This window comes from Exiguobacterium sp. TDN 0502, assembly GCF_050846835.1.
In the GTDB taxonomy this organism is placed as follows: domain Bacteria; phylum Bacillota; class Bacilli; order Exiguobacteriales; family Exiguobacteriaceae; genus Exiguobacterium_A.
In genome coordinates this window covers 145,865-167,336 of sequence record NZ_JBOZGJ010000004.1, presented here as the reverse complement: position 1 = coordinate 167,336, position 21,472 = coordinate 145,865, and the positions used below count along the sequence as shown (strand labels likewise).

The 21,472-nt window shown below is 47.9% G+C and carries 26 protein-coding genes and 1 other RNA gene; 8 read left to right on the top strand and 19 right to left on the bottom strand.

The window, feature by feature from the left end:
• Positions 1 to 24: 24 nt before the first annotated feature.
• The 4 genes from ACRPK8_RS06680 to murQ form a co-directional block, all read right to left on the bottom strand.
• Positions 25 to 549: a general stress protein gene (locus ACRPK8_RS06680; protein ID WP_432237498.1), complete on the bottom strand. Its 525-nt coding sequence runs from the start codon at positions 547 to 549 to the stop codon at positions 25 to 27.
• Entirely contained in the window at positions 546 to 1,592 is a 1,047-nt protein-coding gene (locus ACRPK8_RS06675) for a DUF871 domain-containing protein (RefSeq protein ID WP_432237497.1), read from the bottom strand. Before ACRPK8_RS06675 ends, ACRPK8_RS06680 begins: the two co-directional genes overlap by 4 nt.
• Positions 1,593 to 1,674: 82 nt before the next feature.
• Positions 1,675 to 3,048: a PTS transporter subunit EIIC gene (locus ACRPK8_RS06670; RefSeq protein ID WP_432237496.1), complete on the bottom strand. Its 1,374-nt coding sequence runs from the start codon at positions 3,046 to 3,048 to the stop codon at positions 1,675 to 1,677.
• A 12-nt stretch (positions 3,049 to 3,060) separates the two neighbouring features.
• Positions 3,061 to 3,945, bottom strand: a complete 885-nt coding sequence (murQ, locus tag ACRPK8_RS06665) for an N-acetylmuramic acid 6-phosphate etherase (RefSeq protein WP_432237548.1) — start codon at positions 3,943 to 3,945, stop codon at positions 3,061 to 3,063.
• 259 nt (positions 3,946 to 4,204) lie between these two features.
• Between murQ and ACRPK8_RS06660 the strand changes: the two genes are divergently transcribed.
• Genes ACRPK8_RS06660 through ACRPK8_RS06650 form a run of 3 tightly spaced genes read left to right on the top strand, consistent with a single transcriptional unit; the run spans position 4,205 to position 6,337 of the window.
• Positions 4,205 to 4,957, top strand: coding sequence for a hypothetical protein (locus tag ACRPK8_RS06660; RefSeq protein WP_432237495.1), 753 nt, complete (start codon positions 4,205 to 4,207; stop codon positions 4,955 to 4,957).
• Positions 4,958 to 4,960: 3 nt separating this feature from the next.
• Positions 4,961 to 5,872 (top strand): EamA family transporter, encoded by a 912-nt coding sequence (locus ACRPK8_RS06655; protein ID WP_432237494.1) that lies wholly within the window; start codon positions 4,961 to 4,963, stop codon positions 5,870 to 5,872.
• Positions 5,873 to 5,875: 3 nt separating this feature from the next.
• Positions 5,876 to 6,337 (top strand): hypothetical protein, encoded by a 462-nt coding sequence (locus ACRPK8_RS06650; protein ID WP_432237493.1) that lies wholly within the window; start codon positions 5,876 to 5,878, stop codon positions 6,335 to 6,337.
• A gap of 83 nt (positions 6,338 to 6,420) precedes the next feature.
• Here ACRPK8_RS06650 and ACRPK8_RS06645 read toward each other — a convergent pair whose 3' ends face one another.
• The 7 genes from ACRPK8_RS06645 to ACRPK8_RS06615 all read right to left on the bottom strand — a co-directional run bounded on the left by ACRPK8_RS06645 (position 6,421) and on the right by ACRPK8_RS06615 (position 10,279).
• Positions 6,421 to 6,912, bottom strand: a complete 492-nt coding sequence (locus tag ACRPK8_RS06645; RefSeq protein WP_432237492.1) for a GNAT family N-acetyltransferase — start codon at positions 6,910 to 6,912, stop codon at positions 6,421 to 6,423.
• An 89-nt stretch (positions 6,913 to 7,001) separates the two neighbouring features.
• Positions 7,002 to 7,478 (bottom strand): glutathione peroxidase, encoded by a 477-nt coding sequence (locus tag ACRPK8_RS06640; RefSeq protein WP_432237491.1) that lies wholly within the window; start codon positions 7,476 to 7,478, stop codon positions 7,002 to 7,004.
• A 73-nt stretch (positions 7,479 to 7,551) separates the two neighbouring features.
• Positions 7,552 to 7,821, bottom strand: coding sequence for a hypothetical protein (locus tag ACRPK8_RS06635; protein WP_432237490.1), 270 nt, complete (start codon positions 7,819 to 7,821; stop codon positions 7,552 to 7,554).
• Positions 7,822 to 7,843: 22 nt separating this feature from the next.
• Positions 7,844 to 8,068: a hypothetical protein gene (locus ACRPK8_RS06630; RefSeq protein WP_432237489.1), complete on the bottom strand. Its 225-nt coding sequence runs from the start codon at positions 8,066 to 8,068 to the stop codon at positions 7,844 to 7,846.
• Positions 8,069 to 8,087: 19 nt separating this feature from the next.
• Positions 8,088 to 8,588, bottom strand: coding sequence for a GNAT family N-acetyltransferase (locus tag ACRPK8_RS06625; protein WP_432237488.1), 501 nt, complete (start codon positions 8,586 to 8,588; stop codon positions 8,088 to 8,090).
• A 25-nt stretch (positions 8,589 to 8,613) separates the two neighbouring features.
• Complete coding sequence (locus ACRPK8_RS06620; RefSeq protein ID WP_432237487.1) at positions 8,614 to 8,904, bottom strand: hypothetical protein; 291 nt, start codon at positions 8,902 to 8,904, stop codon at positions 8,614 to 8,616.
• A 46-nt stretch (positions 8,905 to 8,950) separates the two neighbouring features.
• A complete protein-coding gene (locus tag ACRPK8_RS06615; protein WP_432237486.1) occupies positions 8,951 to 10,279 on the bottom strand; it encodes a M20/M25/M40 family metallo-hydrolase in 1,329 nt (442 codons plus the stop codon).
• Between the two features lie 116 nt (positions 10,280 to 10,395).
• On the opposite strand from ACRPK8_RS06615, the gene ACRPK8_RS06610 reads away from it, so the two are divergent.
• Together ACRPK8_RS06610 and ACRPK8_RS06605 are read left to right on the top strand one after the other, a co-directional pair.
• Positions 10,396 to 11,307 (top strand): tetratricopeptide repeat protein, encoded by a 912-nt coding sequence (locus ACRPK8_RS06610; RefSeq protein ID WP_432237485.1) that lies wholly within the window; start codon positions 10,396 to 10,398, stop codon positions 11,305 to 11,307.
• Positions 11,308 to 11,391: 84 nt separating this feature from the next.
• Positions 11,392 to 11,580, top strand: coding sequence for a hypothetical protein (locus ACRPK8_RS06605; RefSeq protein WP_432237484.1), 189 nt, complete (start codon positions 11,392 to 11,394; stop codon positions 11,578 to 11,580).
• 57 nt (positions 11,581 to 11,637) lie between these two features.
• On the opposite strand, the gene ACRPK8_RS06600 is transcribed toward ACRPK8_RS06605, so the two are convergent.
• Together ACRPK8_RS06600 and ACRPK8_RS06595 are read right to left on the bottom strand one after the other, a co-directional pair.
• Positions 11,638 to 12,483: an SMI1/KNR4 family protein gene (locus ACRPK8_RS06600; RefSeq protein ID WP_432237483.1), complete on the bottom strand. Its 846-nt coding sequence runs from the start codon at positions 12,481 to 12,483 to the stop codon at positions 11,638 to 11,640.
• A 32-nt stretch (positions 12,484 to 12,515) separates the two neighbouring features.
• Entirely contained in the window at positions 12,516 to 13,103 is a 588-nt protein-coding gene (locus tag ACRPK8_RS06595) for a hypothetical protein (RefSeq protein ID WP_432237482.1), read from the bottom strand.
• 536 nt (positions 13,104 to 13,639) lie between these two features.
• Here ACRPK8_RS06595 and ACRPK8_RS06590 point away from each other — a divergent pair.
• Positions 13,640 to 14,872: a hypothetical protein gene (locus ACRPK8_RS06590; RefSeq protein WP_432237481.1), complete on the top strand. Its 1,233-nt coding sequence runs from the start codon at positions 13,640 to 13,642 to the stop codon at positions 14,870 to 14,872.
• A 100-nt stretch (positions 14,873 to 14,972) separates the two neighbouring features.
• A complete protein-coding gene (locus ACRPK8_RS06585) occupies positions 14,973 to 15,431 on the top strand; it encodes a hypothetical protein (RefSeq protein ID WP_432237480.1) in 459 nt (152 codons plus the stop codon).
• A gap of 106 nt (positions 15,432 to 15,537) precedes the next feature.
• On the opposite strand, the gene ACRPK8_RS06580 is transcribed toward ACRPK8_RS06585, so the two are convergent.
• On the bottom strand, positions 15,538 to 16,683 hold the full coding sequence (locus ACRPK8_RS06580; RefSeq protein ID WP_432237479.1) for a THUMP domain-containing class I SAM-dependent RNA methyltransferase: 1,146 nt from the start codon (positions 16,681 to 16,683) through the stop codon (positions 15,538 to 15,540).
• Positions 16,684 to 16,795: 112 nt separating this feature from the next.
• An RNA gene (gene rnpB, locus ACRPK8_RS06575) (RNase P RNA component class B) lies at positions 16,796 to 17,169 on the bottom strand.
• Between the two features lie 134 nt (positions 17,170 to 17,303).
• On the opposite strand from rnpB, the gene ACRPK8_RS06570 reads away from it, so the two are divergent.
• Positions 17,304 to 17,747 carry a hypothetical protein gene (locus tag ACRPK8_RS06570; protein WP_432237478.1) on the top strand — a complete coding sequence of 148 codons (444 nt, stop codon included), beginning with the start codon at positions 17,304 to 17,306 and terminating at the stop codon, positions 17,745 to 17,747.
• Positions 17,748 to 17,795: 48 nt separating this feature from the next.
• Here the strand turns inward: ACRPK8_RS06570 and ACRPK8_RS06565 are convergent, their stop codons facing one another.
• From ACRPK8_RS06565 to ACRPK8_RS06550, 4 genes are all read right to left on the bottom strand, one after another.
• Positions 17,796 to 19,139 carry a S8 family peptidase gene (locus ACRPK8_RS06565; RefSeq protein WP_432237477.1) on the bottom strand — a complete coding sequence of 448 codons (1,344 nt, stop codon included), beginning with the start codon at positions 19,137 to 19,139 and terminating at the stop codon, positions 17,796 to 17,798.
• A 49-nt stretch (positions 19,140 to 19,188) separates the two neighbouring features.
• Positions 19,189 to 19,602 carry a hypothetical protein gene (locus ACRPK8_RS06560; protein ID WP_432237476.1) on the bottom strand — a complete coding sequence of 138 codons (414 nt, stop codon included), beginning with the start codon at positions 19,600 to 19,602 and terminating at the stop codon, positions 19,189 to 19,191.
• Positions 19,603 to 19,661: 59 nt separating this feature from the next.
• Entirely contained in the window at positions 19,662 to 20,354 is a 693-nt protein-coding gene (locus tag ACRPK8_RS06555; protein WP_432237475.1) for a hypothetical protein, read from the bottom strand.
• Between the two features lie 69 nt (positions 20,355 to 20,423).
• Positions 20,424 to 21,419 (bottom strand): potassium channel family protein, encoded by a 996-nt coding sequence (locus ACRPK8_RS06550; protein ID WP_432237474.1) that lies wholly within the window; start codon positions 21,417 to 21,419, stop codon positions 20,424 to 20,426.
• Positions 21,420 to 21,472: the final 53 nt, after the last annotated feature.

Sequence of the window (21,472 nt, the reverse complement as noted above, 5' to 3'; positions counted from 1 at the left end):
ATCCCTCCTATTTTCGATGAACCCTTAGACTACTTGGCGAAGTCGTTGCATATCCTTATTCAATGCTGATCGTTTCAAACGTCTGTTCCGTATTAAGTATTGCACATCTGACCGGTTATCGTACATAAGTTGGATATGGAAATAATTGATATATTCAAGAATTGCGAATACATATAATAACAAGGCAAGTTGTGTTCCGGAGACGGGAAGCTCAGATCGGAAACGCACCCAATCGATTCCGAACGCACACGCTGTCAGGACGAGCAAACCCAGATTGATGACACGACACTTGTGTAACCGTCGGACGACGGATTCCGGGGTGATCGACGTTCCTTCCTTCTTCAGACGTCTTGATTTGCTATACCAATACCAAGCTCCCTGTATCAAAAATAGTTCGAACAAAAACAGTGACATCCAAAATGCGCTTAATTCAAACTGAAGTTGCGGAAAGACACGATTGCCGAACCAGCTCAGCGGTAAAATCGTAATGACCGTGAACAATTCCCCTCGGTACAGATAGGCGAGTCGTTCCGCAACGAGCTGCTTCATGGCGTCACCCACTCGATACGGAACTTACTTCCTGGACCAAGCTGTGCGATCAATGGTTGATCGGCCTCAATCACGCGTCCGAGGACGTTGACTCGCTCATCCGCCGGTAAATCACGCTTCGTGATTTGAACCTCGCCCGCGTATCGTCCGTATTTTTCATTATCGATCGTGATCGTTCCAAGCGGGCGGGCAGACGGATCTTGCGGTGTTAGATCGATCGTCGACGGCTTCATCCGCGACTCGACGGATCGAATGACATCCCGCGCCGGATCAAACCGATTCGTTTCCGTATCACGTCGATTCTGTTGTCCGTTCGCGAGTGCCCGCAGTACAATAATGCCGTCTTGCTCTGCTTCGAATTGCCGGATCGTCGTGTCCGTCAACCGTGGATCGCCGACAAGAATTCGGTCGACGGTCGGCATTAATTCCATATAACTAGCGAACGGTGCTGCTCTTCTGTGGTCTTCAAGTGTCGGTAACGTCTCGAACAACGGTCCGCGAAGTGTTCCGTCGCCCGGTATGAATGCTTGGACGCGTAATCCTTGCGTCTGCAACCAGGCATTTTTCTCGTCAAACCACGTCCGGTCGAGCCCCGTCTCTGGTCGTGGATAAAAGTTATGCCACGCTTCTGTTTGATCGAGTCGCAGACCGTGTGCCTTCATCTCCTTCAATTCGTCTGCCGTTAAGGTACTGGCATTTAGTGCAACCATCATTTGGTTCGATAACGTCGCGATTTGTTGCGGGCTGATGCCGTAATCAAGACGCAGTCCAGTGACGCCCCAGTCCGATAACGTCGCTGCCGTCTCCCATGTCTTGCCGAGCGTCGCGAGCGACGCCGGTGCGATGTCCGCCACGAGTTCGAATCCGAGCTCACGTGCTAAACGACCGAGCGCTTGCAAGCGTTCGACGTACAGTGAAGAATCGTCCTCCGGGATATGTAGCGATGTAAAGAGCGACGTAAAGCCAACAGCGCGCATCCGCTGTAGCCACTCGCTCGTCTCGTCTGTAATCGGTTCACTTAAATAGATTGATAATCCTTTCATCGACTCACTCCTTCTCTTCTCTACTTAGGGAAAAAGCAGCTGATTCCTTCTTTTGGGAAGGATTCAACTGCTGGTCCACACCTTAAATACCGTCTGCCATCTCTTCTTTGAAACCGAACCAGTACGTGAACAGGAATCCTGCCGCGTACGAGATGACGAGACCGCCGATGTACGTCAAGTACATTCCGTTGTCGATCAACGGCGTTAACGATAACCCGGATACGCCGACGCCAAGCGCCGTCGTCTTCATCGTTGCTTGGAAGGCACCACCGACTGCAGCCCCGAGACATGCCGTCACGAACGGACGACCGAGCGGTAACGTGACCCCGTATAACAACGGTTCACCGATTCCGAGGAAACCGACCGGAATCGCACCTTTAATGATGTTACGCAGACGCGGATTGCGCGTCTTGACGAAAATCGCCATCGCCGCCCCGACTTGACCCGCTCCTGCCATCGCAAGAATCGGTAAGAGTGGCGTGTTGCCAATCGTGTTCAAGAACTCGAGATGGATCGGTGTCAATCCATGATGGAGACCGACCATGACAAGTGGGAGGAAGAAGCCGGCAAGTACTGCCCCAGCAAGTGGTCCACCGACCTCAAGCACGGCATTGATCGCTTTCATGATGCCGTCTGACAACAGTCCAGCAACCGGCATGATCGCATAAAGCGAGGCGAATCCGACGATCAGCACCGTCAACAGTGGCGTGAAGATGATGTCGATCGATGCGAACATGAAGCGACGGATGTGTTTCTCAAGATAGGTCATCAACCACGCGGCGAAGATGACACCGAACAAACCGCCCCTGCCTGGAACGAGTGGTTCCCCGTAAATCGTGATATCCGCAAGCACCGGGTTGAATAGAATCCCACCGGCAATCGCCCCAAGCACCGGCGTCCCGCCGAACTCCTTCGCCGTATTCCAACCGACAAGGATCGCGAGATATGCAAAGACCGTCCCACCGATCAAGAGTAAAATCTGCATCCATGTCTGTGTTGCATCGACACCCGCATTTTTTGCGAAGTTCGCACCACCGTTGATGATACCGGAAGCAACAAGACCCGGAATGAGCGGAATGAAGATGTTCCCGATCCGGCGCAAGAAGCGTTTGAACGGTGACTGTTGTTTCGCTTTCACTTTTTGCCGTTCGACGGCTGCCCGTTCTTCCGGCGTCAAATTCGGATCAACAGACTCTTCCCCGATCGCGAGTCCCGTTTCACGACTTAAGTGATCGGCTACCCGATTGACCGTTCCTGGACCGACGACGATTTGTAACATCTCGTCATCGATGACCCCCATGACCCCATCAATCCGCTTTAACGCATCGATATCTGCTTGCGTCGGATCCTTTAACGATAAGCGTACCCGTGTCATACAGTGCGCGAGCTGCCGGAGATTATCTTTTCCACCGACGTGCTCGAGAATCGCGTGTGCCAGCACTTCTTCCTTCTTCATCGTGTTTCCCCCTTAGAGTGCGTCTCGGACGAATCCGTTTGCTTGCTGTAATCGTTCGACGGCTTCCGTATACGGAACATTCGCGAGAATCATGACGATTGCCGTCTTGACGTGTCCGCGCGCTTCACTAAAGACGCGTTCCGCCGTTACAGCATCGACTCCTGTTGCCTCACTAATCATCCGCTTCGCCCGAATCTCGAGCTTTTCGTTTGTTGACTGGACGTCGACCATCAGATTTTGATAGACCTTACCGACACCAATCATCGCCGCTGTCGAAATCATGTTCAAGACGAGCTTTTGCGCCGTTCCAGCCTTTAGTCTTGTTGACCCCGTCAAGACTTCCGGACCTGTTTCGACTTCAATCGCATAACGCGCGTGTCCGCTGATGACCGCATTCGTGTTACAAGAAATCGCTGCCGTCACTGCTCCGACTTCCTTCGCGTAATCAAGCCCACCGATGACGTACGGCGTCCGTCCGCTTGCTGCGATGCCGATCACTGTATCACGTGCTTCTAGCTGGAGCGCTTTCAAATCATCGACGGCAAGCGTCCGACTATCCTCTGCTCCCTCGACCGCCTTGATTAACGCGCTTTCGCCGCCAGCAATCAAACCGACGACCATGTCTGGTGAGACCCCGAACGTCGGCACACATTCTGCCGCGTCGAGAATCCCGAGCCGCCCGCTCGTACCAGCACCGATGTAAATCAAGCGTCCTCCGTTTTTGAATGATGCAATGACGTGTTTGACGACTTCCGCGATAACAGGAATTTGTTCCCGAATGACCGTCGCGACCGTTTGATCCTCAGCGTTCATCACCCGTAAGACATCCTCGACTGTCATCTCATCAAGTTGCATCGTCTGTTCATTTCGACGTTCCGTTGCTAATTGATCTAACATCTGCTTCACCCTTTCTCTTCCCTCCCTTTATTATACAATTAAGAAATTTTAATTCAATATTATTTATTTAATTTTGAAATTAAATTTCGTTATACAATAATAAAGTGCCGTTCTTCTCTTTCAGGATAGTTTGACTGATCTCCTCTTTTATTCTGATTTAGTTCCAAGTCTTTTTATGAAGAATGATCCTTTCCAAGGACTTTCGATTCACGATAGCGAAATCTATTGCATACCAGCATGAACGAATGGAGGAAAAAAGATGGAGGAATTTGCAAGACGTCAACTCGAGAAAAAATTACGTGAGTATCCGGACTACTTTGAGTATCGTTTAATCGATGATTATGAAACAACGTTACTCGGGCAAAAAATCCACTGCTTCGAAGAATTCGAAGTCGAGATTCAATGTTTTTTTGAAGAGGATGACATCCATCTCGTCAGCCTTGTTTTCAATAAATCCATTTTCGATAAAGCGTTCATTCTACAGTGGTTGAGTTACTTCGGTATACAAGTAGGTGCTAGACGTAAAACCCTACGCATTTCTCAAGCAAAGGAAATTGATCATGCATTTCTGTTTCTCGATCATATCGTCGCCCGATATGTCCGAGGGTCGAAAACCATCACCGTCAAACGGGAAGGCTTAATGGAGTGGACCATTCTTAATCAACCTCTCGTCGAGCGGATTATTGATACGAAAGGCTCTCGGCTACCTGTTCCGCTTGTCGTGTTGAATAATAAAATCGTACCGTATTGTCCAACGCTAAAATTCAATCGAAAAGAAGACATCATTGTTGTAAATGGAACAACGATGATTATTGATCGAATCGAAGGATTGAATGAGGGAGTCGGCTATTATCGAAAAAATATTCGCGAGCCGATTGCTTACGCTGATGATGACGAGATCGTGTTCATCATCGATTTGTTTGATCATCCGAGTGGTAGTGGAACATTCTGTAGTGTCGTCTACGTCTCTTATGCGGACTGGCTACAAGTACAACACGGTGATTCGAGGTGACCCATGTCTAAATCATCATCGATGTTGCTCATCTTACTCGCTGCGATCTTTTGGGGCACGACGGGAACCTCACAAGCCTTTGCGCCGGATGATGCACATCCAATCGCGATTGGTGCCGTACGTCTCGCTGTCGGCGGACTATTCTTACTCTGTCTCGTTCTCTTCAAAGGAACACTCACGTTACGTGACTGGCCGTTGCGGACGATTTTACTCGCTGCCGTCAGCATGGCGGCTTACCAACCGCTGTTCTTCTCGGCTGTTTTGATGACCGGTGTCGCCGTCGGTACCGTCGTCGCGATCGGTAGCGCGCCGATCTTTTCCGGATGCATCGAGTGGCTCTTCTTAAAGAAACGTCCAGCGTTGCTGTGGTGGGCATCGACCGGATTATCGGTCACCGGTTGTCTGTTACTCCTGAACAATCAAGGAACGATCGCAGTCGATCCAATCGGAATCGTTCTCGCACTCGGTGCCGGACTATCGTTTGCCGGGTATACGTTCGTCAGTCGAGACCTCGTCAAGACCCACGCCCCGCTATCGGTCGTTGCCGTCATCTTTACGACAAGCGCCTTCCTGTTGTCACCTCTGCTCTTCTTATTCGACCTCTCATGGTTGTTCACGTCACGTGGTGCCGGAATCAGCCTACATCTCGGTGTCGTCGCGACCGGAATCGCCTACTGGTTATTTGCGAAAGGACTATCGAACGTACCATCGTCGACTGCCGTCACGCTCTCGCTCGGTGAACCGCTGACTGCTGCCTTGCTTGGTGTATCCGTCCTCGGCGAACAGTTAAGTGGCACGGCTTGGTTCGGGATCTCATTGTTGTTACTCGGAATCGCCTTATTGATCGGTTCGTCTCGCCTAGCAGCGCGCCAAACTGTTTTGACAGAAGAACGACAAACTCGGATAGGAGGTTAAATCATGCAAGAAATCACGCTTGAAAAACTGCAATTTCGCGAGGATTATCACATCGGACTCGATCAGTTGTTGATCGATGTCGCAAACGGTAACCGATTGATCTTTCATTTTCGTGGGCATACGGAGGAGACGATGATCATCGTCGGTGACTACAGCTGCAATTACTTCCGATTGACTTTCGAGGCGGATGCGATTCTGCTTCGTTCACCGGACCTCTATGAACTAAAAGAAGACGTCGAGATCAATCCGATTCCACTTCTGACGCTGACCGATTCAAAACTACTGACGTTTGCGCGTGAACTGATGGGGCTCGATCCTGCAAAAGACTGGGTCCATTACTGGCTCCGAGCATTTGAACAGGATTTTCATGTCTTGTCTCCCCGTCCACCGGTTCTGACCGATCTCGGACATAAACGCAGCGATGCAATCGTCACGTATTCATTTGATTCGCTCATCGTTGAATGACCTGAACCATTTTCATACGCAAAAGATCCACGAAACAGGTAGTCGTTTCGTGGATCTTTTCTATGAACATTTAAAGAAGCAGATTATAGATGGTCAATCGTATATTCCATCATCCAGCACGTATCTTCGTTGATTTTTTTTACTTTCTGAAACCCGCATTTTTCATAAGCTTTAATTGCTCTAAGATTTGATACGTCAGGATCTAAAATAATTCGATTTACTTCCTTATTTCGAGCGATATCTTCAATGAATAACTTTATCATTTTCGTTCCAATACCTTTATTAAAAAGTTCAGGATAACCAATAAACTGGTCAATTCCAATTATGATAAAATTCGCTGGATATCCCAATGCCTCTTTTTGTTCGTCCGTTATCAAATAACGTTGCATGAATCCAATAGGTCCATCATCTAACTCTACGATGTAGGGAACGACAGGTATCTCTCCATTTACTCTCGGTTCGTATTTATCCATCACTTGTCGTAACGTAAATGGTACGTTCATATCTCCATAGAACTCTAATACTTCTTTTGTACTTAACCATTGAGACATGATTTCATAATCGGTATGTTGCATCTTTCTGATTGAGACAGAATTGATTTTCATATGTACCTCTCACATTCATTCGAAACCGTCCGACGACTCACACCGGACGGTTACTTGGTTTATAAATACAAAGATAGCGTTCTTTCAACAGACTGGACGGAGTCGACCGGACTGAACCGCTGCACGACACGTCCTTGGCGATCGATTAAAAACTTCGTATAATTCCATTTAATCTTTGACGAAAGTAGACCGGAGCGTTCGCGTTTTAGAAATGTATAAAGCGGATGCTCATTTGGTCCATTGACATCGATCTTCTGAAACATCGGAAAAGTCACACCATAGTTCAGCTGACAGAACTGCATCGTCTCTTCCTGTCTCGCGAACTCCTGCTGATTGAATTGATCGCACGGAAAGCCAAGCACCGTGACTCCTTGCTCATCATATTTATCGTACAATTCCTGTAGTTCGCCAAGTTGTTTGACGAGCCCACACTTGCTTGCCGTGTTGACGATCACGAGGACACGCCCCGCATAGTCACCTAATGAAACAGTCTCGCCCGCTGCGTTTTGTACGTTTGCATCGTATACGGTTTGCATGTTTCCCAGCTCCTTTGCCCCGAGTATAAGCCAAAACACGCACCCTGTCGTTTTCAGGCATGCACGTAATGCTTCACCAAATCGTCTCTTCTTTGTCGCTCAGTTTGATGACGAACGGCAGAATCAAGACAAATAAAAGACTGACGTATCCGAGCGATAAGTAATGTTGCGAGTCTTTCGAAATATATTGTTTTACGCCGCAGTTCGGACAGGATTTACCGTGTTTTGCAAATCCGACAGCAAGCACTTCTTTCGTTTTGAACTTATACTGGCAATTCGTACAACGTACCATCTGATCATCTCCTTCTTCCTTATCTACTGGTGGATTCAGGAAAAGTTTCATGAAATCGAAGGTAATCGACATCTTACCTCATCGATTCATCCCGGTCGCTCAACCGGATTAGAAATGGCAAGAACAGGACGAACAAGAGACTGATATTCCCGAGTGATAGATAAAATTGTGACTTTCGGGACATGTATTGTTTCACGCCACAGTTCGGACATGATTTGCCTTTCCCATGTATCGCAACACTGACAGCGAGTAGTTCTTTTGTGTTGAACTTATACTGACAATTCGTACAGCGTGCCATGACATCATCTCCTTTTCTGTTATCTACTTATAGAGTTTGGAAAAGGTTCCGTCGAGTTGATGGGTTGTAAACGCATCTTCAAAAATTCATAGCTTCCACCATTCGTCACCTGTTGGAACCGTTCGACTGGAAGGAAGCCACTTTTCGTATACAAGCGTATCGCCCGCTCATTAAATGTCGCGACAGCTAATTCGATTTGTTTAGGTGCATACCGGTCCATGATGAACGCAAGACCGGCTTCTAAAAATGCCACTCCATTTCCTCGTCCCGTCAAGTTCGGTCGCATGCCAAGACCGACGTCAACGACGTCTGCGTTTGGTTCGAATACATAATAGCCAATTAATTCTTCGCCATCCAACACAGCAAAATAATGTTCCGTCCGCTTTGCAGGATCGAGAAATTCTGCTAAATCTTCTTCATCGTTCGGCATATCATAAAACGCAAACGCCCCGTCATATTTCCACTCGTAGGCGATCTGTTCCGCCTGTCGTTGCGTCAGCGGTGAAAATGTATAGCTCATCATGATTCAGCTCCTCTTCGATTCCTCAACGCGATCGATTTTTTCGATAGTCTAACAGTAGCGGCAATACATTTAATCCAATCGAGCTGAACGTCAACACCCACAGTGCCCGCTCCATGCCCGGTACGACGTCTTGTAACGCTGCCCAGTCCTTCCGTGCCACGAATTCCGCGACGAGTCGGTATTCTGCGCACAGCGTCAGTACCGTAAAACTCAGTCCGAGCACCATCAGGAAACGATAGTCCTTACCAATCGAATAAAAGATGATATTCAGTGCCGTAAAACCAATCGCCAGTAAACCCAGAATGATCCACATTGAATCGTCTCCTCTCACCTCTCCTTTTTACTATATTTGGAATCCATTACTCGGTATATCCGCCTAGAGTTGGATTTTCTGTCCGCTCAGCGAAATAGCGCTCGAGCAATCGGTGATGAAGTAATGTATCGACCAAACGGACGGTTTCGAGCGTCGCTGCAAAATCAACCTGTTCAAACTCCGTATGCTCGTGCAGATAACCGACGGATAGGTTAACGGACGGAATAGCTCGTAGCGCGAATAGTTTCGCATCACTGCTTCCTCCGTACCGTGTCGTCCGCCAATCCGGCATACCACTCAACAAACCGGCTTGCTCAAAGCATGCGCCAAAAGCCTCCTTACAAAAATCAAACTCGCCATAACAACCAGTAACGATGTCGCGTGTACCGCGGCGATCAAAGACGATTACTGCGTCGACGTCCTCTAAAAAGGACGCGTCCATCGCTTCTGCTCCACGACAACCGATTTCTTCTTCGACTGAAAAAGCGAGCTTGATCGTTCCGCGGAAGTCAGTCGCTGGGATGCGTTCCATGAGTTCAAGAATCGCAGCGATGCCCGCTCGATCATCTGCCCCGAGAATCCCGTTTGAGCTCGTTAAGATTGTTCCTTCCTGAAACAGCGTCCGGTACGAATCGATGCGTTCGAATGTATCGAGATGTGCTGATAATAAAATGACCGGTCCTTCCCCTTGATGGTAGGTCACGAGCAGGTTCCCTTTTTCATCGACAAAAGAATCGTCAGCAAACCGGCGGACTGCCTGTTGTACGCGACTGCGAACCATCTGTTCCCTTCTGCTTTGTCCAGGAATTGCGAGCCATCTTAGTAGACGCTTTCTAAAGCATTGCAACTCCAGTTCTTGTATCGTCGATGCGTCTTGTTTGATGCGGTATAAGACTTCCGCTAAATCGAGCAGTAGCGAACGCTGACCTCTTACTTCAAGTTGAATCCACCGACTTTGTAAGGACACGGTCAACCCTGGAACTGCGTCTGCCGCTAAACGAAGCAGATACCGTTGCCGGTTCGTCAGCAAATCCTGCGTATAAACCCGAGCAGCTCGTTTACCGTGACCGTCACAACAGGAACTTGTCAAAATCCCAAGTTCGTTCAACATACGGACGATGCCTCGGACATATCCGTCAAACAGATGATAAGGTAACGCCTGTCTTCTTGGATCAAACAACGCTTCCATCCCATGATCGTCAAGTGGTGCATAGCGATGTTTTGCTTCTTCGATCCAATCGAGAATCTCTTCATCCGTCGCTTCTTGTTGACCCGCTCGTTGCGCGACATCTTGCACACAAGCTGACCATGTTGGTTCTTTGATGACTTCCCCACGTAAAATGCCATAACGGATCCATTTGGTTTCGTTTTTCATCTCATATCGACTCCTTTAATGTTGGTACCTATAGAGTAGCAACACCGCTGTGACAGCTTGTCACACGCGTTCGTCCGCCCTATGATGAAAGAAAAGAGACAGAAAGGATGACCGGAATGATAACGAGTTATGCACGAGCGCAAGAACTACACCGCACCATTCGGAAAACGACGGATCGAGATGAAAGAAGACAATTGGAAGACGAACTATCGAATCTGTATGTCCGCCAAGCGGAGTACTCGAAATTTTCGGAGACGCCGGATTATGGCGCAGCGCGTCGAGCATTGAAGTTGGCAATCCGCCTTCGTCCGAACCACCCACTTGCGAATTATCGTCTCGGCTATATTCTTTATGTCGATCGTCAGTATGCGGAAGCGATTCGTCATTTCAACCGAGCGCTCGACGGTACGGTTGACGCTGCTCTGAGCGACATCCAGACGACGCTGACGCATATGTTCGTCGTCAACTGCAGCATCTACCTAGCGCGCGAATCCCTTGCTGAACTCGAATACCGAGAACACGAGGAGCATCCGGACGAAGCGGCACGACTTAACAAATACCGAAACGAATTACTCGTTGAAGATGAGCACCTGTTTGACCGTCTTTATTATCGAAAAATTCAAGATGGAGCGGAGACGTTGATCAATGAACGGTCGTTTCAGGAGTATCAAGCAGGCGGTCAAGAAGTCGTCTTACGGAGCAGTTCAGAGGGAACCTTCCTCGAGTGGAGAAATCAAACCATCTCACTGAATCCGAACGGTTTCTTGACACTCTTCATGATTATGACGAACACGACGTCAACATATCCTGCGCTAGCCGAGCGATTGACGGAATTGAGTGGTCAAGCAATCACGTACGATCATGTCCGCCAGCTACTGCGTCGTTTACGAAGTGACCTATTTTTCTTCCAGGACATCGTCCAAACGACACCACTTCGCATGAATGATGGCACGCGTTTGAATGGCTTTTCTGTCGCTGATGGTGTGAAGGTGACGGTTTTATGTCGAGCGGACCAGTTGTTGAACTAGAAAGACAAATGGATATCATTTGTAAATGAATCTTTCGAGCGCTATACTCTTACTTTCACATACGTTGCTAGGAGGAGATTACGCATGGAATCGCTGAAGGAGTCATATGTAAAGCTTGAAGGATATGTCGTCGTCAAAAAAGATGGTGGACATGTACCACACGAGGAATTCTTAGTAGAGTTTACTACCTGGCTGGAGACAAAAGGTCGTGGCTGGACAGGACTTTCTACTCAAGTCGATCAGGACGGCAACGCCATCGACAATATCAAATAACTACATATCGCAAAAAGACCGGTCAAAGGAATGCTCCTTCGACCGGTCTTTCAATTGCTACTCCAAGAAGTTGATTCGTACTCCGATGATTTGTTTATCTCGATTTTTCTTTACTTTCAGATGATAGATGCCGTCTCCATATCCAGACTCGGTCATGACACCCGCTTGAAACAAATGGACGTCCTGTTGACCGAAAAAGAGTTCCTCGGCTAGTTCCTCTTCACGAAACGCAACATCATCACCAATCAGTAAAAATCCCGAATCAATCGCAATCTCATGCGAGCGCGTCCATCTGCCCGTCGGCTGATCGACACCTTCGTATACTGTAAGTAAACGAACCGTTCCATCTGAATCATATGTGACGGAAGCCGTCCATCCCCCAGGTTTCACTTGTTCCAAGATAATCGATGACGCGTCCTGTTCATTCGAATCCGTCACGAGCAGTCGATGACTACTAACACTAAAAGTACCCAGGGTAATCTTTTTATTAGCCCGGTCTCGTAACATTTCGGATTCTACCCATTCGTTGAGTGAAGAAGAACAATATTTTTCAAGTCCCTTTTTAGGATGCCACGTGAAAACGAGCTCTTGTAAAAAACGACGTCGAATCCGGTAGCACAACCGTCTCCCATCTAAATGTTCACCAAAGCAAATCATATCCTCTGGTAAACCATCTGGACGATTTATGTGATGGTAGATGATATCTTCAACAGAATAACTCGATTCAGTAGGTATCGAATAGAGTTGCCAGTCATGAAAGGCTGCACCATTTGACTCCTGCATGAGCGAAATGTAATCCGTCGGGAATTTTACACCGAGGATTTTTTCTGCACGCTTTAGATCGATTAGTGATACACCCTGGCGTTTAGACGATGGATTGATCTGTTTGATGGTTGGTTTCATGCTGCACCTCCGATAGCTGAAGAGTGAATTTACTATTCATTCTCAGGTTCATATAGTTCATCATTGACTTGATGCGTGATGATTTCTTCTGGCATACTCCGAATGACGTTTTCTAACGAATTCACCGATTGATCGTTTGAACATATGAAAAAACCACATCCGTCATGACCAGGCTTGATAAGCACCGATGGAGGAGTTCGATCAAATGAAGCAATCGGTAGATATTGCTGGAAACCCCAATGTTGCCTTTCCTCAAACCTAAATTTTAAATTATCGTAATTCAAAATTATATAGAAAACATTCTCTTCTCCCAACCAGTACGTTTTGCGAACGACGCGTCTGAGCGCTTCCTTGTCCTTTAACTCGACTGTAAAATAGACAAGCGGATCTAAATGATGTTTGCGATTCGGATAAACCGTTTGAATGGTATAGTCAACATCTTGTTGTTGAAAGAACTGCTGATGTCTTTCTCTTAATACATATTCATCTGAAAAATACAGATACAGCGGAAAATCATTTCGATGCTCTAAAAACTCAAACAAAATTTTCTTCGTCGGTGTAATACATTCGTCTCCCTCTGACGGACTTATTAAATATGCAGTTTTAATTGAATCATCCATTATCTAAAAAGTGACCAAATAGACGCCCTAAATCACCCGTTACTTCATACTCTTCGATCCAGATCCTTGTCATGTTTTTCTCCCTCAGTATGTATAAGTACGTCATTTATGTTTACCTTTTGACTACTGTTCATATCATCCTACTCAAAAATATTATCTGTGCTAATCAAAGATACCTTCAAAACTTATACTTTTAAATTATGTCATTTCAAAGGTATTTTTTATATTGTCCTAATTTAATCTAGAGAGATTCTTAATAACTATATAATGATTGTGCAACACCAGTCACGCGAATACCAAATGTAACTTAAGCATGAGACATTTTGCGACAGAAACTATAACAATTGGAAATTAATGCAGTAACTGCATTTCAATATTTATATACGTTAAGTATACGGTTGTTCAATGCGATGATAGTTATCCCATTTCTTAAATCCATGTCGTATAATAAATCATTTTGAGTTAGAATTAATATGGAAATTAAAAACATAAATGACAATATAGGTATTAAAAGAACTGATAAAGGAGGGTATACATTGGAAGAAAGAAGGCGTTCGAACCGGAAACCATCTGGAATGGGCGGAAAAGGTACGCTGTTCGCTATATTCGGTGTACTCATCGTCGGCATGTTCGGTAGCATCTACAGCGCGCAGAATGACAAACCGACGGAAGTAAAGAAAGAAGTAAAGGCAGAAGACATGAAAGAGAAGAAGAAACCGGAAGTCACAGCAGATCTCGAACACGCGACACCAGAGACGATTAGTAGCGAACTGAAGAAATATAGCGAGGGCATCACTGGTGCGAAGGTGAAAGGCAAAACGCTGATCGTCCAGTACAAAGACTCTGCCTTTTGGAGCGATAACACGATGGTCGAAAGTTACGCACTGGATTCGATTCGTTTGATAGAGGACCTCTATAAAAACAAGAACTTTGATTTATTTGCTTTCGAACGGTCGACGGTCATGACGGATGACAACGGGAATGAAGAACTCGAACCGGTCCTGAAGTCGTACTACACACGAAAGACGCTTGATCAAATGAATCTCGATAACTTCTCGGACATGGTGCTAGTCGATCGTGAGCGTTATTTCCAGAAGGCGGACGGGTACTGGATTCACCTCGGTATCTTCAGAAACCTTAAAGAAAACTTAAGTGACAAGATTAATGCACCAATCAACTTCGAAAACATGGACGAGTCCCGTTACGACATGCACCCGGAGGCGACAAATGATGTAGTGGAAAAACCGGAGTCGGTCGAAAAAGAAGAACCGATCGTTGCTGAACCTGTCACAGAGGAGTCTGCACCGGATCCTCAACCGGAAGCGACATACGACGCATCGACTATCGTGAATAGCATCTATCTGATTACACAAGATTTCGACATGACGTCTTTCAAGATCAGTGAACTCAACGACTTGGTCCAAGTTTCGGACGGGAAGGTTCAAGCGCCCGTCTCCTCCGCCCTGTTTGAACTGAAATCGATGCTAGACCCAATCGGAAAAGAAATCACTACATTGCAGCAAATAAGTACCCCAGCTGATGTGAAGGCGACGACACAACAACTCGCGGCAAACCAAACAGAGATGAATCGCCTGTATGCGGAAATCCAACAACAGTTTTACACGATCGATAAACAAGATTATTCAGATGCGAATCAACTCGTCAACGCAATCAAGCAAAACTTCAACGCGATGGAGCAGTTGATGCATCCTGATGTTTCGTCTTATACAACATTCTTCAAGCAAAACGCTGATGAACAAGGCTCATAAAAAGGTGTACACTGAAGGCACTCAGGTGCCTTTTCTTACTGACTTGAAACAGAACATATGTACGCAAGAGGGGGAATCAACATGGCAACAATCAAGAAGAATGAAAAGACAGGACTCTGGTGGTTTTCGTCTCTCACTCGGGACGGACGAACACGTCAAACGGATTCAAGCCTATTTTTCTAGCAAACGAAAGCAAGAGGTCGAGTTTTGGATCGCGGAGAAGATGACCCATCGACGAGACGGGACAATCGGGAATGTCGTACAGGTACGGACGATGGCGCAACTGTTCGAGGTATGGCTTGAAGACCACATCCGCCCGACGAAAGCCAAGACGACTTATCATTCTTATCAATCAATCGTCAAACAGATTCCGGAATGGTTCACGAAGTTGAAGGTTGATCGCGTCGAAGCGATTCACGCCCAGCGCCTTCTTGCTGATTGGAGCCGGACGTCGTTGAAGGCTTCGACGATTAATTCTCGTCGCGCCATTTGGACACGTACGCTCACGTATTGCACACTTTACAATCCGATACGGCGACGCAATTCGAACAGCTTTTGAAACGCAAAAAAACCGCTCAACAGAGCGGTTCGTGAGGAAATTCCCGATTTTCACGCCAAGTGTGCAATAAGTGTGCAATGGAATTTCTGTAAGTGCTAGAAATGGCTTAAGACTGCGGTCTTTTACGGCGTAAACCATAATACTGATAAAACTGAACTTCAATATTCCCGTTATACAGCTTCCGGCGTTTCGTCGCTGGTCGACCATACGCTTTTTCGAACTCAACATACGACGTGATCATGTAGACACTGTAGTATGGGAATTCTTTATACGCCGTTCCAATCTTGCGGTAGAGCTGATGGACTTCACGTGCATCTTCCAAACGTTCCCCGTACGGCGGGTTCCCGATGATGACACCGAAGTCTTCCTTCGGTTTGAAGTCTGCTGCGTCGCGTTGCATGACGTTGATCGCATCGCGAACGTCTGCGAGTTCTGCGTTTGTTTTCGCGAGCTTGACCATCTCTGGATCAATATCGCTTGCGTAAATCTTCAATGGTTTGTCCCACTCCGCTTTTTCGTTCGCTTCGTTGATTGCATCGAACCACGCCTTCTTCGGAATGCATTTCCATTCCTGCGAGACGAACTCCCGGTTGATCCCTGGTGCGATATTACGCCCGATCATCGCCGCTTCAATCGCCAGCGTACCTGAACCGGTGAAGACGTCGTAGAGCGGCATGTCCGGCTTCCAGTTCGTCAGCATCAGCATCGCTGCTGCCATCGTCTCTTTGAGTGGGGCTGCCGAGTGGAACTCACGGTAGCCGCGTTTGTGCAACGCGTCGCCTGACGTATCGATCGTTAATGTTGCGATATCTTTTAACAAAGCAACTTCGATCGGATAGCTCGCGCCTGTCTTCGGCAACCATTCCGTTCCTTTGTTGTACTGTTCTTGCATGTGCGAGACGATTGCTTTCTCGGTGATCTTCTGACAGTCACGGATCGAGAACAGCTTCGACTTGACTGAACGACCGTTGACGATGAAGTTCGCATCCCATGGCATCAATTCGTGCCACGGTAGTGCCTTGACTTGATCGAACAATTTTTCGAATGTCGTCGCGCGGAACTCAGCGACGACGAGTTTGATCCGGTCCGCTGTCCGAAGCCACATGTTCAGACGGGGAATGTCCTCCATCTCACAATCGATGTAGACCTTTCCATCTTCGACCGTACATTCGTATCCTAACGCGCGGACTTCTCTTGCGACGAGCGCTTCGATTCCCATCGCCGCTGTCGCGATGACTAAGCGTTTTGCCATATTGCGTTCACTCCTTTATTGTTTCTTCCACTGAATCGTTTCATTGCAATAAAAAAAAGAGCCCAGGGTGGACCTGGACTCTCGTTCAACTTAAAAATAACAGCCTATGTGGTCCTGTAAGCCATGTTCTGTTCCTTAGTGTTCCAAACGGTTTGACCCTCACACGCAGGCGACAATCATCTATCTCCGTATTTGCATACGCTCTCCTTCGCGTTCAGTTCCGCTCCGGAAATTCCCCTACCAAATTTGGGTTTCTCGCTCGTGGGGTTTACCTCGTTCCACCTTCATGGTTTCCCATGAAGCTCCGTCACTGTGGCACCTTCAAGAAGTTTCGGCCCTATCCGAAGACTTAGGCGTTCCTTCTGCCGTCAGCTTGACGCTGCCTACACTTATCTTTTTGTGTAGCACGATCACTACAGCCATCGCAGGCTGTGCGAGCATGGACTTTCCTCAAAGCACCGAAATGCCCCGCGATTGTCCGAACCAACATAGTCACTGCTTATGAGTGTAGCGTAGATGCCGCTTTCCTGCAAGAGGCAATTCTCGTTTTATAAACGAAAAAGTTGCGTCCCTGCCTCATTTCACGGTATAGTACAAGAGTTCAGAAGGGGGCATGTAGCATGAAAAAACGACGCTCTGGTACGAACCGGCGAACGGTTCGCAAGTTGACATTCCTGATCGAAATCGATGAGATCAAGGCACTTCATCTGCGAAACGGCATCTTCGCCTTCTATCGTCAAGGAGAGCTCATCCACGCGTTCGAGCCGTTCAACGTCAAGGCGCCCGATGCACTCTCAAAACGTAGCTATCATTTCGATCAACACGATATCTTGCTTATGAACGAACGGTTCCCTGAGCAAATCCCGTTGTATGATGATGCGATGACGTTACGCTCTTGGGCCGACCAGGTCGCTTATGGTTTATACCAATTGATCGATTCCAGTCGCCTGTCGTTCGTCCATGAGGATGACACAGGATACAAGATGGAAGCGATGATCACGTGGACCGGAGAGGCATTAACACCTCCGACGCCCGTCTATAAAAAAGGAAAAGACCCGAAATGATCTTTCGGGTCTCGTACGGCGCTTCCCACTACGTGGGTGGCGCTTTTTTTATTTCACTGTCAGCAAGCGTTCAACGGTCCGCGTATGGCGTCCGCCTGTCGTCGTAAAGACAAGCTTATATGCGCCTTTGTCTTTTAACGAATACGTGAACTTATGCATCCCGTTCGTTAGGTTGGATTGCGTGAACGTCTTGACGACCTTCCCGTCCTTATAGAGACGTGTCGTCGTCTTCGCACTGGCATATTCGTTGAAATAGAACGTAAAGGCTTGGTTCGGCTTGACCGTTGACGGCATCGAGATTTTCGAAATCGGTGCCGGAAGTGTCGCTAGCATTCCTGCGTTCAAGCGACCGATACCGTAGTGCAGTCTCGTATCCCCGGATTTTTTCGTCGCTGCAGCGTACAATTTATGGCGCATCGTCGCGTTCGAGACGAATGGGTTTTTCGATTTGGCAAGGGCGAGCACCCCACTGACGACGGGTGTCGCCATCGACGTACCATCCAAGTACCCGTACTTGTTGCCGACGATCGTCGAGTAAACCCCTTCCCCCGGTGCCATGATGTTGAGTCCTTTGCCATAGTTCGAGAACGTCGAAGCACGACCGAGCGTTCCGACCGAACCGACGGCGATGACTTGACTCATCGATCCCGGGAAGAGCACTTTATTGCGCCCATCATTCCCAGCCGCGCCGACGACGAGGATATTCTTGGCTTCCGCTTTTTTGATGGCAGCTTCCATGTATGGATCGAACTCGTATTGACCGAGCGACAGATTGATGATATCCGCCCCTTGATCGATCGCGTATAAAATTCCGTCCCCGATATCAATCGAAGCCGCGTAGTCGCCATCAAAGACATCAGCGCCAATCAATTTGACACCGGAAGCGACACCGACGGTTCCTTGACCATCCTCACGGGCACCGACGATGCCGGCGACATGTGTTCCGTGATCGTCCGGTTTACGGATACCGGAGATTGTCGTCGTCTTATAGATGACGTCCTTGAACTCGCGGTGTTTTGTATCGATTGCATCATCAATGATCGCGACCCGTACGTCCGATTTCCCACGACTGTATTTCCAGTAAGTAGGGATACGAGACTGATCGAGATATGTTTGCTGGAACTGGGCAGAATCCGTTGCCTTTTTGACATCCGTGATCGGAATCAAATCAGCATCGACATCCGTCTCATCCAGATGTGCCAGCGGTTCGACGAGCGAAAAGCCCTTTTGTTTAAGCGGCCGGATTTCCGTTAGTCCTTGATTTGCCAACCAGTCTTGTTTTTGTTGTTCCGTAAAGGTTGGATCGTATTGTACGTACTGCGACTGCGCGAAAGCAGACGTTGGCATGGCGACGGCTGCCGCCAGCGTGAGTAGTGCAAGTTGTTTTTTCATGGGAACCCTGCCCTTCACTAGTTACGCGCCGACCGAAGAATCGTCTGGACTAAAGCGGAACCGTACCGTCCGGCTCTTCGCTGACTTCAAAAGGAATGATCTTTCCGATCGTCACGTAAGCATAATAGCGTGCAAGGACTGCACGCCAACGTACGGCATCAATACCCGTCAGGTCTTCTCCTAACGGCGAACCGTCGAACGTCTCGAACTGTTGGCAAAAGAACGCTTCCTCTTCTTCGTGCCAGGTTACTTCTTCGCCGATGAACCCGGTCGAAAAGCGGACGAAATCCGCAATCGAGGGTCCAATGACTTCTGCCGGCAAACGTTCACTCATCCGTCCGACCAGTTCATACCGGTCGCGTTGTGCTTGTTCCGCTTCTTCGATCGAATGACACAGTAGCACTTCACGATTTATTTCGACTAACACGACATAGTCACCACTTGGTAAATTGACGTGAATCATCCCTACACCCCTCGGATTGGATTCGTGCGGCTTCTAGGTGTCATTTTTTCTTCGATAATTTATAATGTCCATTTTCGATCAAACGTTAATTCAATCGGCTCGTTATCTTTCGACTTTAACATAACGACCCGTGTCGTTTCAATTTGATCGAGGAGATCAGCTTGACGGAGCGACTGGATTTCCTTTGAAGAACCGGCTTCAATCCGGTCCCGGTATGGTGCGAGCAGTTCCTGCTGGTTACTTGCGAGCGCATACCAGGCAAGGCGGGCAAACGGTGCATCCTTCGCCGTTTCCAGTGCATAACTGTCAAAGATATCTGGAAGATAACTGCTAAATTGATCGAGCGCGTCAATGCGCTCGGCGACGTCTAGAATCGTCAGCCAGCTCGGTAGTGAGAGCAATGATTCACTGGACCACCAGTCGAGCAGGTCGACGTGCTCCTTAAGTAATTGATGGGTCTCCGGCCGGTCGATCATATGTTGTAACGTCTGGATGAGTTCGTTCCAGGCAAGCGACCAGTATTCTTCCGAAGGGTTCGCTGACAGGAAGAATTGACGATAGACCGTCAACAATTCGGAAACGTCCGTTAATGGTTCAACTTCCAGCCGCTGATTGAATCGACTTACTGCTTTTGTAAAATAACTTGGTTCAAGCGTTAATGCCATATAGAGTAATTTCGGTGCATTTTTAATTTCGCCTTGGTCGACCGTCTCGAATAATTCCTGAATCCATTCTGGTTGTGGTTGTGTCATAGTCTTTTTCCTCCGTCTAGTAAATTTGTTTACTATACCCGAAAAAAGATTAGTTAAATCCTATCTTCCCTAAAATGCCCCGATTCGTTTTGCCGTCTCCTCCGAACAAAGGACGATCAGCGTACCGTTTTTCGGAATCGTCTCCTCAAGACGCCGGTTCAAATCCAGTCGTTTCCCGTCGGATAAGATCGTCACGCCTTCTTCAAGTAGTGCATGGAACGCATCGCGATACGTCGTCCATTCCGGACGTGTCGGGATCGAGAACATCCCGTCGCCGTCCTTCGTCAATAAATTGGTTACGACCTTCGTCACACCCGGATGATGCGAAGCGAGGATCGCCATCCGAGCGATCGTCTCGTCCCCAAGCAGCACTTCATCGACCTTGACCTGTTCGAAACTGTCGAGGTGTTCTTCGAGCATCATCTCGACGATCGTATAGATATTCGGATTGGCCCGTTCGATGCTTGAAGCGATCAAGAGTGTCCGACCGTCGGCATGGACCGGTGGAATCGAATGATCCGCAAGGACGATGGCGCGGACCGCCTTATCGATATGCGCCCGCTCAAGCGTCGAGGCAAGTGCCGGGTCGCCGCAAACGTAATGAAACCGGGGATGACTGAACGGTTCCCGATCTAAATCATCAACGAGCACGACATCATTTTGTTCGAGCAATGATTCAATGACATGTTTCGAGCGGCGACTGTATCCGAAGACGACCGTATGTCCTGTTTCTTTCACGTGTAATAACCCTCTTTCCTTTTGCTCTCGAATGACCTGCACGCCGTCGACGAGCTTCGAGATTAACCCACCGACGATCCCGATTCCGAAGATGAAGACAACAATCGTCATCATCCGTCCGATATCCGAATTCGGAAAGAAATCACCGTATCCGACCGTGACGACGGTTGTCATCGTCCAGTAGACGGCACGGAAGTAGGATCCGAACGTCTCGGGTTCTAGCGCATACATGATGCCTGCGACACCGAAGACGAAGATCAGCGAGGCATATCCGAGCGTCCGCATCCGTAAGAATGAGACTTTTCGTAAAAACCGTAACCACACCATCTTTTTTTCATTCCTTTCGAACAATCCGGTCTCTTCCCCTGTCAATAAGGGCG

Bases quoted from the DNA above. Each gene is read 5' to 3' on its own strand.
- ACRPK8_RS06680 (WP_432237498.1), bottom strand. From the start codon at position 549: ATGAAGCAGCTCGTTGCGGAACGACTCGCCTATCTGTACCGAGGGGAA.
- ACRPK8_RS06675 (WP_432237497.1), bottom strand. From the start codon at position 1,592: ATGAAAGGATTATCAATCTATTTAAGTGAACCGATTACAGACGAGACG.
- ACRPK8_RS06670 (WP_432237496.1), bottom strand. From the start codon at position 3,048: ATGAAGAAGGAAGAAGTGCTGGCACACGCGATTCTCGAGCACGTCGGT.
- murQ (WP_432237548.1), bottom strand. From the start codon at position 3,945: ATGTTAGATCAATTAGCAACGGAACGTCGAAATGAACAGACGATGCAA.
- ACRPK8_RS06660 (WP_432237495.1), top strand. From the start codon at position 4,205: ATGGAGGAATTTGCAAGACGTCAACTCGAGAAAAAATTACGTGAGTAT.
- ACRPK8_RS06655 (WP_432237494.1), top strand. From the start codon at position 4,961: ATGTCTAAATCATCATCGATGTTGCTCATCTTACTCGCTGCGATCTTT.
- ACRPK8_RS06650 (WP_432237493.1), top strand. From the start codon at position 5,876: ATGCAAGAAATCACGCTTGAAAAACTGCAATTTCGCGAGGATTATCAC.
- ACRPK8_RS06645 (WP_432237492.1), bottom strand. From the start codon at position 6,912: ATGCAACATACCGATTATGAAATCATGTCTCAATGGTTAAGTACAAAA.
- ACRPK8_RS06640 (WP_432237491.1), bottom strand. From the start codon at position 7,478: ATGCAAACCGTATACGATGCAAACGTACAAAACGCAGCGGGCGAGACT.
- ACRPK8_RS06635 (WP_432237490.1), bottom strand. From the start codon at position 7,821: ATGAAACTTTTCCTGAATCCACCAGTAGATAAGGAAGAAGGAGATGAT.
- ACRPK8_RS06630 (WP_432237489.1), bottom strand. From the start codon at position 8,068: ATGGCACGCTGTACGAATTGTCAGTATAAGTTCAACACAAAAGAACTA.
- ACRPK8_RS06625 (WP_432237488.1), bottom strand. From the start codon at position 8,588: ATGAGCTATACATTTTCACCGCTGACGCAACGACAGGCGGAACAGATC.
- ACRPK8_RS06620 (WP_432237487.1), bottom strand. From the start codon at position 8,904: ATGTGGATCATTCTGGGTTTACTGGCGATTGGTTTTACGGCACTGAAT.
- ACRPK8_RS06615 (WP_432237486.1), bottom strand. From the start codon at position 10,279: ATGAAAAACGAAACCAAATGGATCCGTTATGGCATTTTACGTGGGGAA.
- ACRPK8_RS06610 (WP_432237485.1), top strand. From the start codon at position 10,396: ATGATAACGAGTTATGCACGAGCGCAAGAACTACACCGCACCATTCGG.
- ACRPK8_RS06605 (WP_432237484.1), top strand. From the start codon at position 11,392: ATGGAATCGCTGAAGGAGTCATATGTAAAGCTTGAAGGATATGTCGTC.
- ACRPK8_RS06600 (WP_432237483.1), bottom strand. From the start codon at position 12,483: ATGAAACCAACCATCAAACAGATCAATCCATCGTCTAAACGCCAGGGT.
- ACRPK8_RS06595 (WP_432237482.1), bottom strand. From the start codon at position 13,103: ATGGATGATTCAATTAAAACTGCATATTTAATAAGTCCGTCAGAGGGA.
- ACRPK8_RS06585 (WP_432237480.1), top strand. From the start codon at position 14,973: ATGAAAAGACAGGACTCTGGTGGTTTTCGTCTCTCACTCGGGACGGAC.
- ACRPK8_RS06580 (WP_432237479.1), bottom strand. From the start codon at position 16,683: ATGGCAAAACGCTTAGTCATCGCGACAGCGGCGATGGGAATCGAAGCG.
- ACRPK8_RS06570 (WP_432237478.1), top strand. From the start codon at position 17,304: ATGAAAAAACGACGCTCTGGTACGAACCGGCGAACGGTTCGCAAGTTG.
- ACRPK8_RS06565 (WP_432237477.1), bottom strand. From the start codon at position 19,139: ATGAAAAAACAACTTGCACTACTCACGCTGGCGGCAGCCGTCGCCATG.
- ACRPK8_RS06560 (WP_432237476.1), bottom strand. From the start codon at position 19,602: ATGATTCACGTCAATTTACCAAGTGGTGACTATGTCGTGTTAGTCGAA.
- ACRPK8_RS06555 (WP_432237475.1), bottom strand. From the start codon at position 20,354: ATGACACAACCACAACCAGAATGGATTCAGGAATTATTCGAGACGGTC.
- ACRPK8_RS06550 (WP_432237474.1), bottom strand. From the start codon at position 21,419: ATGGTGTGGTTACGGTTTTTACGAAAAGTCTCATTCTTACGGATGCGG.